This is a genomic window from Agromyces salentinus (assembly GCF_009749395.1).
Classification (GTDB): domain Bacteria; phylum Actinomycetota; class Actinomycetes; order Actinomycetales; family Microbacteriaceae; genus Agromyces; species Agromyces salentinus.
On the sequence record NZ_WBIR01000002.1, the window covers coordinates 269,443 to 283,214 of the forward strand.

The following is a 13,772-nucleotide window of genomic DNA, read 5'->3' on the forward strand; positions in this document are numbered from 1 at the left end:
TTCAAGGCTACGCGCCGGACGGGGCACCGTCGGCACCCGCGCCGAGCGCCGCGTCGACCAGCGCGACCATTCGTTGCGTGCCGTCGCGCCGACCGACGGAGGCGGCTGCCGCCGCCATCTCTGACACGCGCTGCGGCGAGGCGAGCAGGGGCAGGAGCGTCGAGCCGACCAGGTCGGGGGTGAAGGCGGCGTCGTCGACGAGCATCGCGCCCCCGGCCTCGACCACCTCCGCGGCGTTGTGGCGCTGCTCGCCGTTGCCGACGGGGTACGGCACGAGGATCGAGGGGATGCCGAGGGCGGCGAGCTCGCACACGGTGGCCGCGCCGGCGCGGGACACGGCGGCGTCGGCGACCGTGAGCGCGAGGTCCATGCGGTCGGCGTACTCGAGCATGCGGTACCCGTCCACCCCGGGGTCGGAGACGTCCGAACCCGCACCGGTGACGTGCAGCACCTGCCACCCTGCCCGCGTGATCGCCTCTGCCGACGCGACCATCGTCCGGTTGATGCGGCGGGCGCCGAGCGAGCCGCCCGTCGCCAGGAGGATGGGGCGATCGGGATCCAGGTCGAACGACTCGGCTGCGGCGCGGCGCCCTGCGGCGCGATCGAGGTCCGCGATCTCGCGCCGGAGGGGCATGCCGACGACCTCGGCGTGCCTGAGCGGCGTGCCTGAGAATGCAACACCGACGGTCTCGGCCCACCTCGCACCGAGACGGTTCGCGAGCCCAGGCTTCGCGTTCGCCTCGTGAATGGCGATCGGGATGCCGAGGCGGCGCGCAGCGATGTACGCCGGCGTCGACACGTACCCGCCGAAGCCGACGACGACCTCGACCTCACGCTCCTCGATGATCGCCCGCACGTCGGCGATCGACTGGGAGAACCGCCTCGGGAACCGGGCCGCGGCGCCGTTCGGCCGACGCGGGAACGGAACCTTCGCGATCGTGAGGAGTTCGTACCCCTTGGCGGGCACGAGCCGGGCCTCGAGGCCCTCCGCGGTGCCCAGCACCAGGACCTCGGCGTCCGCGTCGCGCGCACGCAGGTGATCGGCGACCGCGAGCAGCGGATTGACATGGCCGGCGGTACCGCCGCCGGCGAGGAGGTACGTCGTCATCGCGTGCGACCAGCCGCCGCACGCGCGGCGACCCGCGCCGTGGCCCGAGCCGCGGCACGCGCCGTCGCCTCGGGGTCTCGAGCGACGGAGAGCACGACGCCGATCGCGAAGAGCGTGGTCACGAGCGCGGTACCACCGGCCGAGACGAGCGGGAGGGGGACACCGAGGACAGGGAAGACACCGAGCACGACTCCGATGTTGACACACGCCTGGCCGATCACCCACACCATGACGGACGCGGTGACCGTCTTCGCGAACGGCGTCTGCGCCGAGCGCAGCACGCGAGCGAACGCGACGGCCAGCAGCACGAAGAGGGCGATGACGATGACCGCCCCGATGAGACCGAGCTCCTCGCCGATGATCGCGAAGATGAAGTCGTTGTCGGCCGCGGGCAGCCATGACCACTTCGCCGTCGAGTTGCCGAGGCCGACGCCGAAGACGCCCCCGTTGGCGAGGGCGAACCGACCGTGCTGGATCTGCCAGCAGTCGTCGCTGTCGCCCTGTGCGCAGTTCTCCTCGAGGAAGGCACTGATGCGTCGCATCCGGCTGTCGCTGGAGACCGCGACGATCACGAACACCGCCGCGCTCAGCAGTACCGGCGGCAGCAGCAGGCGGAACCGCACCCCGACCAGGAACAGGGCACCGAGGAGCATGGCGCCCATGATCATGACCGTGCCCAGGTCGCCGCCGAGCAGCACGAGGCCGATGGACCCGCCGCCCACCAGCAGGATCGGGATGATGCCCTTCCGGAAATCGCCGAGGTACGCCTGCTTCTTCGTCACGATCAGGCCGAGCCAGAGCACCAGTGCGACCTTGATGAGCTCCGAGGGCTGGAACTGCACGGGCCCGACCGCCAGCCAGTTCGTGTTCCCGCCGACCTCGATGCCGAGCGGCGTGGCCACGACGAGCAGCTGGAGTGCGCAGGAGACGATCAGCAGCGGCCAGGCGATGCGGAGCCAGAACCGTTCGGGGAACCGGCTCGCGATGAGCATGAGCGGCAGGCCGATGACGGCGAACATGCCCTGGCGGGCCGCCTGGAAGAAGAAGTCGCCGTCTTCGAGGCGCGACTCGACCGTCGAGGAGGAGAGCACCATGACCAGCCCGAAGAGCACGAGGAAGACCGTCGTGCTGAGCAGGAGCACGTAGTCCTTGGACTCAACGCGGAACACGCGGCCGAGTCGGATGCGGGCGGCGACGCCGCGGCGCTCAGACTCCGGTGCCGGGGGTGTTCGCGGCGGGGTCGCCATCCGCACCACCTCCTGCTCGCTCCCGGACCGCCCGTTGGAAGGACCGCCCGCGATCGGCGTAGTCGGCGAACTGGTCCATGGATGCCGCGGCCGGCGCCAGCAGGACCGTGTCCCCGGCCCTCGCCTTCGACTCGGCGAATGCCACCGCCCGCGCCATCACCGTTCCAGTGTCGGCGTCGTCGACCTCGAACAGCGGCACGTCGGGCGCGTGTCGGGCGAACGCGGCGACGAGCGCCGATCGGTCGACCCCGATCACCACGGCCGCGCGGAGTCGCGACGCATGCGCGGCCACGAGCGCGTCGACGTCGACGCCCTTGAGGAGACCTCCGACGATCCACACCACGCTCGGGTACGCGCGGAGCGACGCCTCGGCCGCGTGCGGGTTGGTGGCCTTGGAGTCGTCGACCCAGCGGATGCCGCCGGCCAGCTCGACCGTTTCGATACGGTGGTGGTCGAGGCGGAAGTCCCCGAGCGCGTCGTGGATGACGCCCACGGGCACTCCGACGGCTCGGACGAGAGCGGATGCGGCGAGGATGTTGGCCACGACGTGCGGCACCGCCAGGCCGTGCGGCTCCAATTCGTCGACGGTGATGATCTCGAGGGCGGACGAGTGGCGCTCCTCGAGGAACGCACGATCGCAGAGGATCCCCTCGACGACGCCGAAGTCGCTCGGCCCCGGCACGTCGAGGCCGAATCCGATGGCCCGGGCGCCGGCTTCGACGTCGGCGTCCTCGACCATCCGCCGGGTGGCCTCGTCGGCCCGGTTGTAGACGCAGGCGATGCGCGTGTTGGCGTAGACCTTGCCCTTGGCCGCGCGGTACGCCTCGGCGCCCCCGTGCCAGTCGAGGTGGTCATCGGCGACGTTGAGGCAGACGCTCGCGGCCGGGTGCAGCGCACCCGGGCCCTCGGTGGGCAGGGCGTGGAGCTGGTAGCTCGAGAGCTCGACCACGAGCACGTCGAACCCGCTCGGGTCCCGGATCGCGTCGAGCACCGGAATGCCGATGTTGCCGCAGGGTGCCGCCCGGAGGCCGTTCGCCGCGAGCAGGGTCGCGGCGAGCTGCGTCGTCGTGGTCTTGCCGTTCGTGCCGGTGACGAGGATCCACTCCGCCGCGTTCACCTTGTCGCGCACGCGCCAGGCCAACTCCACGTCACCCCAGACGGCGACCTGGGCACGGGCGGCCCACTCCAGCACGACGTGATCGGGATGGAATCCCGGCGAGGTCACGACGAGCTCGGGCGCGAAGGTCACGACCTCCTCGGGAACGGCGTCGAGCGGATGCCGCAGCACCCCGACGCCGATCACGTCGAGGATCCTCGCGCGATCGTCATCGACCTCGGACGCGACGAGGAGCACCTCCGCGCCGAGCTCGGACAGCGTGTCCGCGACGGCGAACCCCGTCACGCCGGCGCCGAGCACGACGACCCGCAGGCCCTTCCAGTCGGCGCGCCAGCTCGTGAGCGCGTCGAGGCGCGAGCCTGCGGCATCCGCAGCGGTCATCGCTGCAGCCACTCGAAGTAGAAGCTGCCGACGCCGGCCGCGACGAACATGCCGGCGATGAGCCAGAAGCGGACGACGATCGTGACCTCGGCCCACCCCTTCAACTCGAAGTGATGGTGGATGGGACTCATGAGGAAGATGCGTTTGCCGCCGGTCATCTTGAAGTACGCGCGCTGCACGATCACCGAGCCCGCCTCGATGACGAAGATGCCGCCGATGAGCACGAGGAGCAGCTCGGTGTGGCTGAGGATGGCCAGCGCAGCCAGCGCGCCGCCCAGGGCCAGGGAGCCGGTGTCGCCCATGTAGATCTTCGCCGGGTTGGTGTTCCACCAGAGGAAGCCGATGAGGCCTCCCACGATGGCCGATGCGACGATGGCGATGTCGAGCGGATCGCGGACGTCGTAGGCGCGATAGGCGTCGGCCTGGTTCAGCGTGGGACTGAACAGCGACTGGTTGAACTGCCAGAACCCGATGAAGATGAACGACCCGATCGCGAGTACCGACGCACCGCCGGCCAGGCCGTCGAGCCCGTCGGTGACGTTGACGCCGTTCGAGGTCGCCGCCGCGATGAGGCAGATCCAGATGACGTAGATGATCGTTCCGGCGACGGTCCCGAACACCATGAAGTCGAGCGGGAGATCGCGGATGAATGAGATCTGCGTATCAGCGGGGGTGATGTTCTGGTCGTTCGGGAAGTTGATCGCGAGCAGTGCGAACACCGCGGCCACGGCGGTCTGGCCCGCGATCTTCGCCCACCCGCCGAGTCCGAGGCTCTGCTTCTTGCGCGTCTTCAGGAAGTCGTCGAGGAATCCGACGAGCCCGAGCCCGACCATCATGAAGAGCACGAGCAGTCCGCTGGCCGTCGGCATCTCGTTGCTGATGAGCAGCGTTGCCGCGAAGTACCCGAACAGCGTGCCGAGGATGAAGACGATGCCGCCCATCGTGGGCGTGCCGCGCTTGACGTGGTGGCTCTGCGGCCCGTCGTCGCGGATGAACTGACCCCAGCCCAGCCGGACGAACAGCCGGATGAACAGGGGGGTCAGGAACAGCGTGAAGGCGAGCGACAACGCCCCGGCGCTCAGCAGTGCTCTCACGAGAACCATTCTCCCAGTCGGTCGCCCAGGTGGCGGAGGCCCGCCGAGTTGGACGATTTCACCAGCACGGTGTCACCGGGCCGGGCGGCGGCCACGACGAGGTCGTAGGCCTCGTCGGCCGTCTCGACGTAGGCGGACTCGCCGTCCCACGATCCTTCGTTGATGGTCGTGATGTGCAGGCGGCGCGCGCCCTGCCCGACGACCACGAGCTGCGACACGCCGAGCCGCACGGCGAGCAGGCCGATGCGGTCGTGCTCCTCGCCCGAGAACTCCCCCAGCTCGCTCATCTCGCCGAGGACGGCGATCGTGCGGGTCCCGGGGGCCTGGACCTGCGCGAGCGTCTTGAGCGCCGCGCTCATCGAGTCGGGGCTCGCGTTGTACGCGTCGTTGATGACGGTGATGCCGTCGCGGCCGCCCATGACCTGCATGCGCCAGCGCTCCGCGAGCGTCACCGTCTCGAGCGCGGCCACGACCTCGGTCAGCGGCACGCCGAGTTCGACGGATGCCGCGACGGTCGCGAGCGCGTTCATCACGTGGTGCTCGCCGAGCACGCCGAACCGCACCCGCGCGGACTCGCCGCCGGGAACATGCACGGTGAACTCGGTGCCGCGCGCGTGCACGACGACCTCGGTCGCGCGCACGTCGGCGCCGGCTCCGAGCCCGAAGGTGACGACCTTCGCCGTCGTGAGCTCCGCCATCGGCGCCACACGCGGGTCGTCGAGGTTCAGCACCGCGACATCCGTCGGCAGCAGGTCGGTGACCATCTCGGACTTCGCGAGCACCGTCTGCTCGATGCCGCCGAACTCGCCCGCGTGGGCGAGGCCGACCTTGAGGACGATGCCGATGTCGGGGCGCGCCATGCGCACGAGGCGCGCGATCTCGCCCACGCCCGAGGCCCCCATCTCGGCGACGAGGAACCTCGTGTCCTGCTCGAGCGAGAGCATCGTGATCGGCGCACCGACCTCGTTGTTGTAGGAGGCGCGCGCGGCGACGGTCGGGCCGACCCGTTCGAGCACGGCGCGGAGGAGGTTCTTGGTCGTCGTCTTGCCGTTCGATCCCGTGACCCCGACGATCTTCAGGTCGCCGGCCGCGCGCACCCGGGCGACGACCGAGGTCGCGAGCTCGCCGAGCGCGAGCACCGAATCGGCCACCACGATCTGCGGCACCGGGAGGTCGAGCCCGTGCTCGACGACGAGCAGCGCCGCGCCCTGCCGAGCCGCGGCGGGAGCGAAGCGGTGGCCGTCGTCGAACTCGCCGCGCTTGGCGAAGAACACGTCGCCGGGTCCGACCTCACGCGAGTCCGTGGTGACGGTCCCGTCGACGCGAGTGTCCGGCGAGCCGCCGGACGCGCCCAGGCGGAGTTCTCCGCCGACCGCCTCGGCGATCTCTCGAAGGGTCAGTGCGATCATGCCGGCCACCCGGCCTCGCGGAGCGCGGTCCGAGCGTCGTCTCGGGCTGAGTAGGGGATCTTGACGCCTTTCACTTCGTGGTAGTCCTCGTGGCCCGGGCCGGCGTAGAGGATCGCATCGCCGTCGCCCGCGAGGGCGAGCGCGGCGCGGAACGCGGCGCGCGGATCGGCGATCTCGTGGAGCTCGCGGTCGGGCACCGCCGCGCGCGCACCCTCGAGGAGGGCCGAGCGGATGTCGGCGGGATCCTCCCATCGCGGGTGGAAGTCGGTGACGACGACGACGTCGGCGCCGCGGGCGGCGATGGCCCCCATGTCGGCCCGCTTCGTGGTGTCGCGGTCGCCGTCGGCGCCGAACACCATGATGAGCTTGCCCGTGGTCGTGCGCCGGATGGCGTCGAGCGTCTGCAGGAACGCGTCGGGGCTGTGCCCGTAGTCGATGTACACGATGGGGCCGCGATCGCCGGAGATGCGCTCCGCGCGTCCGGGGATGTACGCGTCGATGCCGCCGTCGCGCTCGAGCACCGCGCCGATCTCCGCGAGGTCGTGGCCCGCGCGCACCAGCATCACGATGGCGAGGGCGGCGTTGGCCGCCATGTACCAGCCGAGGAGCGGGACCCTGGTCTCGAGTCGCGCCCCATCGGGACCCTCGAGCAGGAACGACGTGTGGGCGGGCTGCTCGTCGAGCACCGTGATGCGCCAGTCGGCCGCGATGCCGGGCTTCGTCGTCAGCGTCGTGACGGGGACGCCGGCCTCCTCCGCGAGGCGGCGACCCCATTCGGAGTCGACGGTGATGACCGCGTGCCGCGACCGCTCGGGTCGGAAGAGCTCGTGCTTGGCCTCGTAGTAGACCTCCATCGACGCGTAGTCGTCGAGGTGGTCGTGCGTGAGGTTCGTGAACCCGGCGACGTCGAAGACGAGGCCGTCGACCCGGTGGCGGGACAGCGCCTGCGCCGACACCTCGATGCCCACCGCGCGCACGTCGACCTCGCGCATGCGCGCGAGGAGCGCGTGGAGTTCGCTCGCCTCGGGGGTGGTCAGCGAGCTCGTGACCGCCTCATCGCCGATGCGGCGCTCCGCGGTGGAAGTGAGCCCCGCGGTGACGCCGAGCTGGCGGAGGATGCCGTAGAGGAGGTAGACGACGCTGGTCTTGCCGTTGGTGCCCGTGACCGCGAACGTCGTCGCCGGATTCTCGTCGGTGCGGTGGATCCATGCGGCGACGCGGCCGAGCGTCGCACGCGCGTCGTCGGCGACGAGCACGGGCAGGCCGGACTCGGCGGCGAGCTCCGCGCCCGCGGCATCCGTCAGCACCGCGACGGCACCGGCGTCGCGCGCGGCGCCGGCGTACCTCGCCCCGTGCGCGTTGCGGCCGGGCACGCCGACGTAGAGGTCGCCCGGACGTACGGTGCTCGATGACAGCACGACCCCCGTGGTCTCGAGGTCGGCGAGATCGCCGCGCACCTCGAGCCCGAACTGCTCGGCCAGGCCGCGGAGCGACCGCGGCGCGGGGTGCTGCGGCCGGAGGGCCGTGGGAGGCGATCCGGTCACGAACCCAACTTTCTCACCAGGTTGCTGGCAGGTCAGGCGCCGGGGCGCCGGATGGAATGGTCCGATACTTCTTCAGCACCTGGCTCATGACCTGTTGGAACACGGGAGCGGATGCGGCGGACGAATTCATCTTAACGGCATTCATGTAGCTCACCGAAACGACGAACTCGGGGTCGTCCGCCGGTGCGAAGCCGGAGACCGAGACGAGGTACTCCTTGCGGTAGCCGCCGTTGCCGTCGGGAACCTGCGCGGTGCCAGTCTTCGCGGCGACGCGGTACCCGGGGATGTTCCACTGGTCCTTGAGCCAACCCTTGGTATAGACCTGCTCGAGCATCTGGCTGGTCTCGTCGGCCGCCTTCTCGCTGATGACCCGCGAGCCCTCCTGCTTCGTCTCGGTCACCTCGCCCTCGGCGTCGGTGCAGCTCTCGACGAGCTGCACCGGCATCCGGACGCCGCCGTTCGCGATGGTCTGGTATGCGCTGGCGATCTGGATGGCCGTCGTGGTCAGGCCCTGGCCGAACATGGTCGTGTACTTGGTCTGGTTGTCCCATTCCTCGGGTCCGCCGTTGAGGTCTCCGGATTCCTCGGCCGGGAACCCGACCTCGCTCACGGCGCCGAAGCCGAACTTCTGCATGTACTCGAACCGCACCTGATCGGACATCTGCTCGCCGAACATGGCCGTCGCGGTGTTCGAGGAGTCGATCAGCGCACCCGTGAGCGTGTACGGCATGTCGTCGTGGTAGAAGCTGTCCCGGAAGTTCGCACCGTTCGGAGCGTCGTAGGAGTATCCGGCCATCACCTGGCTGAGCGGGTTCGCCTTGCCGTCGTCGATGACGGATGCCGCGGTCACCGCCTTGAACGTCGAGCCAGGCTCGAACGGCGCGGTGAAGGTCCGCGAACCGCGATCGGCCTCGGCGGTCTCGGAGGGAGCGTTCGGGTCGACCGTCGGAACGTCCGCCACCGCGAGGAGCTTGCCCGTCTTCGCCTCCATGACGGTCACCGTGGCCCACTCGGCCCCGAGCGCGAGGCGCTGCGCCTCCGCGATGCGCTGCACCTCCCACTGCAGGTCGGAGTCGATGGTGAGCTTCAGCGTGCCGCCGTCCTTCGCCTGCTTGTGGACGACCTCGGTGCCCGGGATCTCGACCCAGTCCTCGAGGCTCGGGATGAACGTCACCTCGCCGTTCTCGCTCGCCAGGCATTCGTCCTCGCCGAGCTCGAGCCCGGCCCCCGGTGCGCCGTCGAAATCGACGAAGCCGAGGAGGTTGCCGGCGACGGCCCCGTTCGGGTAGCTGCGGCTGGGGTGCGGATACTGCACGACCCACGGGATGTCGAGTGCTCGGACCTTCTCGTACGTGTCGACGTCGATGGTCTTCGCGACGTACTCGAAGTCGGAGTCCGGGTTCTCCGCGAGCGCCGCGGTGATGATGCCGAGCACCTGGTCTCCGGTGAGGCCGACGACCTCGCCGAGTTCGGCCGCGGTCTGCTCGAGCGGCACCTCGACCCGGATCTTCTTGGACGGGTCGGCGGGATCCGGCTCCTCGCGGGCGACGGGGCCCTTCTTCGCGTTCTTCGGCGAGAGGGCGACGTCGTAGCGCATCACGCTGTCGGCGAGCACCGTGCCGTTGCGGTCGACGATGTCGCCTCGGGTGCCGAACACCGGGATCGGTTCGGTCGAGCGCACCTCATCGGCTTGCTCGTTGAGCGCCGCCGCCCGCACGACCTGGATGTCGACGAGCCGGACGACGAACACGCCCACGAGCAGCACGAGGAGCACGCCCGCCGCGAGGATTCGCCGCATCGGATGTCTGCTCACGCGATTCATCTGCGGCCTTTCAGGTGGTGCGGTGGATCAGTGCGTGGTCGGCGTCGGGAGCGACTCGCTCGCCGGGGGCGGCGGCGGGACCGCGGCCTCCGCGGCCGGCGCACCGACCGCGGCACCCTGTCCCCCTCCGGGTGCAGTCTCCCCCGCCTGCTGCTCGGTCACGAGCGGCACGCCGTCGATCAGCGCATTCGGGACGAGTGCGGCGGATGCCGCGGCGGCGGCGCCCGCACTCGCGGGCTGTCCGAGCACGGCTCCGTCGCTGAGGCGCAGGAACACCGGGTTCGTGTTCGGCACCATGCCGAGCGCCTCGGCGTTCTTCGCCAGGTACTGGGGCGACTGCACGCGGTCGAGGTCTTCGGACAGCTTCTGCTGCTCTCGCGAGAGCGTCGCGCGGCTCGTCTCGTACCCGTCGATCTCGTAGGCGCCCTGCGTGACGGCGATCGAGAGGAGGAGCTGGGCGAGCGCGATCACGACGACGCCGCTGATCGCGATCACCGCATAGGCGAGTCGTGGCTTCGGCCGGGTCGCGCCGTCGGGCACGGGCCGGAGGACCTCGGGGACCCAGGCGCGGCGCCGGGCCGGAGCCGGCGCACCGTGGATCGGAAGTGCGGTCATGACGCCCTCCTGACGCGCTCGGCCGCGCGGAGTCGCACGGGCTTGGCCCTGGGGTTCTCCGCCTGCTCCGCTTCACCGGCCAGTTCCGCGCCCCGCACGAGGAGCTTGAACAGCGGTCGATGCTCGGGCAGTTCCATCGGGAGTCCCGCAGGGGCGGACGAGGAGGTCGCCGCCTGGAGCACGCGCTTGACGATGCGATCCTCGAGCGACTGGTAGGCCAAGACGACGATGCGTCCGCCGACGTTCAGCGTTTCGAGCGCGGCCGGCATGGCGCGCTGGAGCACGGAGAGCTCCTCGTTGACCTCGATGCGGAGCGCCTGGAACACCCGCTTGGCGGGGTGGCCCTGGCGCTGGACCGCGACCGGCGTCGCCGCGGTGATGATCGCCACGAGCTCGGACGACCGTGTGATGGGCTGGGACTCCCTCGCCTGCACGATGGCCTTGGCGTAGCGCCCGGAGAGCTTCTCCTCACCGAAGTCCTGGAAGATGTGGCGCAGTTCCACCTCGGAGTACGTCGCCACGATGTCGGCCGCGGTGCGCCCCGTGGTGCCGTCCATGCGCATGTCCAGCGGCGCATCCTTCGAATAGGCGAATCCGCGCTCGGCCCGGTCGAGCTGCAGCGAGGAGACGCCGAGGTCGAAGAGCACGGCGTCGACCTCGTCGAACCCCTCCGAGCGGACCGCCTCGGCGATGCCGTCGTACACGGTGTGGACGAAGCGCGCGCGATCGCCGAACCTCGCGAGGCGCTCTCGCGCGATCGCCAGGGCGTCGGTGTCGCGATCGAGTCCGACGACCGTGAGGCCGGGGAACCGCTCCAGCATGGCCGCGGTGTGGCCGCCCATGCCGAGCGTCGCGTCGACCGCGACCGCGCCATCGCGCGCCAGGGCGGGTTCGAGGAGCTCGAGCGTCCGCTCGAGCATGACCGGGGTGTGGATGTGTTCGATGTCCATGATGCCTTCGGGTTCGTGTCCGACGGATTCCGATGCCCATCCGTTCGTCCTGTTGCGGGGAAGTGCAGCAGGCGCGCACGGCTGGGAGTCGCAACCCGCCGGGCTAGAAGAGCCCGGGAATCACCTCCTCCGCCGTGTCTGCGAAGGCCGCCTCCTGTTCAGCGAGGTACGTCTGCCACGCCGTGGCATCCCAGATCTCCACCCGGCTGCCAGCACCGATGACCGTGAGGTCTCGGCCGAGGCCCGCGTAGCTGCGAAGCGTCGCGGGGACGGTGATCCGGTGCTGCTTGTCGGGGGTCTCCGCAGATGCACCCGACAGGAAGACGCGCATGTAGTCGCGCGCTTGCTTGCTCGTCACCGGGGCTTGGCGGATCTTCTCGTTGATCTGCTCGAACTCGCGCGCGCTGAACACGTAGATGCAGCGCTCCTGACCGCGCGTGAGCACGAGTCCGGTCGAGAGCTCCTCTCGGAACTTGGCCGGAAGAATGACGCGGCCCTTCTCATCGAGCTTCGGCTCGTAGGTCCCGAGGAACACCGCACCACCCCCTTTCCTCCGACCAGGATCCAGGTGTCCCCACTTTACTCCACTCTCATCCACCGATCAACGACTGATGGCGGCGCGGAGCGGCATGGCCGCTTGAGATCGCCGAGAACAAGCGGATCCCGTGGGTGGAGGAAGGTGAAGCAAACGCGCCTGACCCGGGAGTGTCCGGGAGATTCCGGCCGTGCCACGGCCGGTCTCGACGCTGCGCTCCTGTCGGGAACGCCGGCGGGAGCACGCCGGTCCGGGCACCGGCCGTTCGACACGGCCGAAAACGGCGTCCGGAAACGACGAAACGGGCCGATCCGCAGATCGACCCGTTCAGGCGTGGAGGAAGGTGGAGGGCTAGTCGCCGCGCTCCTGGCGGCGGTCCCAGCGGTCGTTCAGCCGGTCCATGAAGCCCGCCGACTGCTGGCCCTTGGGCTTACTGGCGGACGGCCCGCTCTCGGCGGGGGCCGGAGTGGCGGCGCCGCGCTTGGACGGCGTGATGGCGACGAGCACCCCCGCGAACATCAGCGCGAACCCGACGACCCCGATGATGAGGGCCTGCAACGCGACTCCGGCGATGAGCGCACCGGCGCCCGCGACGGCGAGCAGCACGCCGAGCACGATCGCGCGATAGTTCGGGCGTCGCCCGCGTACCCCTCCGACCGCATGGACGAAGTCCGCATCATTGCGGTAGAGGTTCCGCTCCATCTCCTCGAGAAGACGTTGCTCCTGCTCTGAAAGCGGCATCTCTTTCCCCTCAGGCTCGGGACCGACGCATCCGGGGACATTCTAGCGCCGCGCGGCCTCGCTAGGCTAGGCGGGTGGCTCATGGTTCTCGACTTGTCGATCTTGTTCAAACGCGCATCGACTCGTTCCTCGACGAGCGCACGTCCATTCTCCGCTCGATCAGCCCCGACCTGGAGCCGCTCGACGAGTTCTCAAGGCGCTTTCTCAGCGGCGGCAAGCGATTCCGCGCGCTGTTCTGCTACTGGGGCTGGGAGGCCGTGAGCGGCGCCGGGTTCGACCCGTTCGCCGACGACGAGCCCCGGGACCTCGCGCCCATCGTCTCGGCGGCCGCGGCACTCGAACTCTTCCACGCCGCGGCGCTCATCCACGACGACATCATCGACCGGTCCGACACGCGGCGCGGAGCCCCTTCGGCGCACCGGCTCTTCGAGCGGACGCATGCCGAGGCGGGCTGGCTGCGACGCAGCGACGACTTCGGCACCGCCTCCGCCATCCTCCTCGGCGACCTCCTCCTGGGCTGGAGCGACGAACTGCTCGACGAGGGCCTCGACCCGATGCCCGACCGCAACGCGGCGGCGGCCGCGCGAGCCGAGTACGTGCGCATGCGCACCGAGGTGACCGCGGGCCAGTACCTCGACATCTTGGCCGAGCAGTCCTGGCACCAGCGTCGCGACGACGAGCAGCGCGTGATCGCCGAACGCGTCATCACGTTCAAGGCCGCGAAGTACTCGGTCGAGGCGCCGCTCGCGCTCGGCGGGCTCATCGCCGGCGGGACGCCATCGCAGATCGAGGCGCTCCGCGCCTTCGGCCTTCCGCTCGGCATCGCGTACCAGCTGCGCGACGACCTCCTGGGCGTGTTCGGGGACCCGGAGGTCACCGGCAAGCCCAGCGGCGACGATCTCCGCGAGGGCAAGCGCACCATGCTCATCGCCGCGGCACGCGAGCGATTGGCACCTGGGCCGCGAGGACTGCTCGACGAACTCCTCGGCGACCCCGAACTCGACGAGGCCCAGATCCGGATGCTGCAACGGACGATCCTCGACTGCGGCGCCGCCGACGAGATCGAGCAGCTCATCGCGAACGAGGTCGGCCGGGCGCGCGCCGCACTCGCCGATGCGCCGGTCAGTGACGTTGCGCGGACCGAACTCGACGCGCTCGCGACGACGGTGAGCCGGCGCACGAGCTGATCCGGCGGGAGCCGGTCGGGCG

The 13,772-nt window shown here is 70.3% G+C and carries 12 protein-coding genes; 1 reads left to right on the forward strand and 11 read right to left on the reverse strand.

All coding sequences use genetic code 11. The features are described from left to right. Window positions 1-7 precede the first annotated feature (7 nt). The 11 genes from murG to GQQ95_RS04215 all read right to left on the reverse strand — a co-directional run bounded on the left by murG (window position 8) and on the right by GQQ95_RS04215 (window position 12,563). Window positions 8-1,108 carry an undecaprenyldiphospho-muramoylpentapeptide beta-N-acetylglucosaminyltransferase gene (gene murG, locus GQQ95_RS04165; RefSeq protein ID WP_157426381.1) on the reverse strand — a complete coding sequence of 367 codons (1,101 nt, stop codon included), beginning with the start codon at window positions 1,106-1,108 and terminating at the stop codon, window positions 8-10. Continuing rightward, a complete protein-coding gene (gene ftsW / locus GQQ95_RS04170) occupies window positions 1,105-2,277 on the reverse strand; it encodes a putative lipid II flippase FtsW (RefSeq protein ID WP_246205170.1) in 1,173 nt (390 codons plus the stop codon). The genes murG and ftsW overlap by 4 nt, the downstream gene beginning before the upstream one ends. Before the next feature lie 37 nt (window positions 2,278-2,314). Then, the gene (gene murD / locus GQQ95_RS04175; protein ID WP_157426383.1) at window positions 2,315-3,853 is read right to left on the reverse strand and encodes a UDP-N-acetylmuramoyl-L-alanine--D-glutamate ligase; all 1,539 of its coding nucleotides are present in this window, start codon (window positions 3,851-3,853) and stop codon (window positions 2,315-2,317) included. Then, on the reverse strand, window positions 3,850-4,947 hold the full coding sequence (gene mraY / locus GQQ95_RS04180; RefSeq protein ID WP_157426384.1) for a phospho-N-acetylmuramoyl-pentapeptide-transferase: 1,098 nt from the start codon (window positions 4,945-4,947) through the stop codon (window positions 3,850-3,852). The genes murD and mraY overlap by 4 nt, the downstream gene beginning before the upstream one ends. Further along, the gene (locus GQQ95_RS04185; RefSeq protein WP_157426385.1) at window positions 4,944-6,356 is read right to left on the reverse strand and encodes a UDP-N-acetylmuramoyl-tripeptide--D-alanyl-D-alanine ligase; all 1,413 of its coding nucleotides are present in this window, start codon (window positions 6,354-6,356) and stop codon (window positions 4,944-4,946) included. The genes mraY and GQQ95_RS04185 overlap by 4 nt, the downstream gene beginning before the upstream one ends. Beyond that, a complete protein-coding gene (locus GQQ95_RS04190; RefSeq protein WP_157426386.1) occupies window positions 6,353-7,900 on the reverse strand; it encodes a Mur ligase family protein in 1,548 nt (515 codons plus the stop codon). Before GQQ95_RS04190 ends, GQQ95_RS04185 begins: the two co-directional genes overlap by 4 nt. A gap of 13 nt (window positions 7,901-7,913) precedes the next feature. After that, the gene (locus GQQ95_RS04195) at window positions 7,914-9,698 is read right to left on the reverse strand and encodes a peptidoglycan D,D-transpeptidase FtsI family protein (protein WP_170296954.1); all 1,785 of its coding nucleotides are present in this window, start codon (window positions 9,696-9,698) and stop codon (window positions 7,914-7,916) included. 51 nt (window positions 9,699-9,749) lie between these two features. Further along, a complete protein-coding gene (ftsL, locus tag GQQ95_RS04200; RefSeq protein WP_157426388.1) occupies window positions 9,750-10,337 on the reverse strand; it encodes a cell division protein FtsL in 588 nt (195 codons plus the stop codon). Beyond that, a complete protein-coding gene (gene rsmH, locus GQQ95_RS04205; protein ID WP_157426389.1) occupies window positions 10,334-11,287 on the reverse strand; it encodes a 16S rRNA (cytosine(1402)-N(4))-methyltransferase RsmH in 954 nt (317 codons plus the stop codon). Before rsmH ends, ftsL begins: the two co-directional genes overlap by 4 nt. A 103-nt stretch (window positions 11,288-11,390) precedes the next feature. Beyond that, a complete protein-coding gene (gene mraZ, locus GQQ95_RS04210; protein WP_157426390.1) occupies window positions 11,391-11,822 on the reverse strand; it encodes a division/cell wall cluster transcriptional repressor MraZ in 432 nt (143 codons plus the stop codon). Between the two features lie 351 nt (window positions 11,823-12,173). Continuing rightward, on the reverse strand, window positions 12,174-12,563 hold the full coding sequence (locus tag GQQ95_RS04215) for a DUF3040 domain-containing protein (protein WP_157426391.1): 390 nt from the start codon (window positions 12,561-12,563) through the stop codon (window positions 12,174-12,176). Between the two features lie 74 nt (window positions 12,564-12,637). Between GQQ95_RS04215 and GQQ95_RS04220 the strand changes: the two genes are divergently transcribed. Continuing rightward, the gene (locus tag GQQ95_RS04220; protein WP_157426392.1) at window positions 12,638-13,750 is read left to right on the forward strand and encodes a polyprenyl synthetase family protein; all 1,113 of its coding nucleotides are present in this window, start codon (window positions 12,638-12,640) and stop codon (window positions 13,748-13,750) included. Window positions 13,751-13,772 lie beyond the last annotated feature (22 nt).

Bases quoted from the DNA above. Each gene is read 5' to 3' on its own strand.
- murG (WP_157426381.1), bottom strand. From the start codon at position 1,108: ATGACGACGTACCTCCTCGCCGGCGGCGGTACCGCCGGCCATGTCAAT.
- GQQ95_RS04195 (WP_170296954.1), bottom strand. From the start codon at position 9,698: ATGCGGCGAATCCTCGCGGCGGGCGTGCTCCTCGTGCTGCTCGTGGGC.
- ftsL (WP_157426388.1), bottom strand. From the start codon at position 10,337: ATGACCGCACTTCCGATCCACGGTGCGCCGGCTCCGGCCCGGCGCCGC.
- GQQ95_RS04215 (WP_157426391.1), bottom strand. From the start codon at position 12,563: ATGCCGCTTTCAGAGCAGGAGCAACGTCTTCTCGAGGAGATGGAGCGG.
- GQQ95_RS04185 (WP_157426385.1), bottom strand. From the start codon at position 6,356: ATGATCGCACTGACCCTTCGAGAGATCGCCGAGGCGGTCGGCGGAGAA.
- murD (WP_157426383.1), bottom strand. From the start codon at position 3,853: ATGACCGCTGCGGATGCCGCAGGCTCGCGCCTCGACGCGCTCACGAGC.
- rsmH (WP_157426389.1), bottom strand. From the start codon at position 11,287: ATGGACATCGAACACATCCACACCCCGGTCATGCTCGAGCGGACGCTC.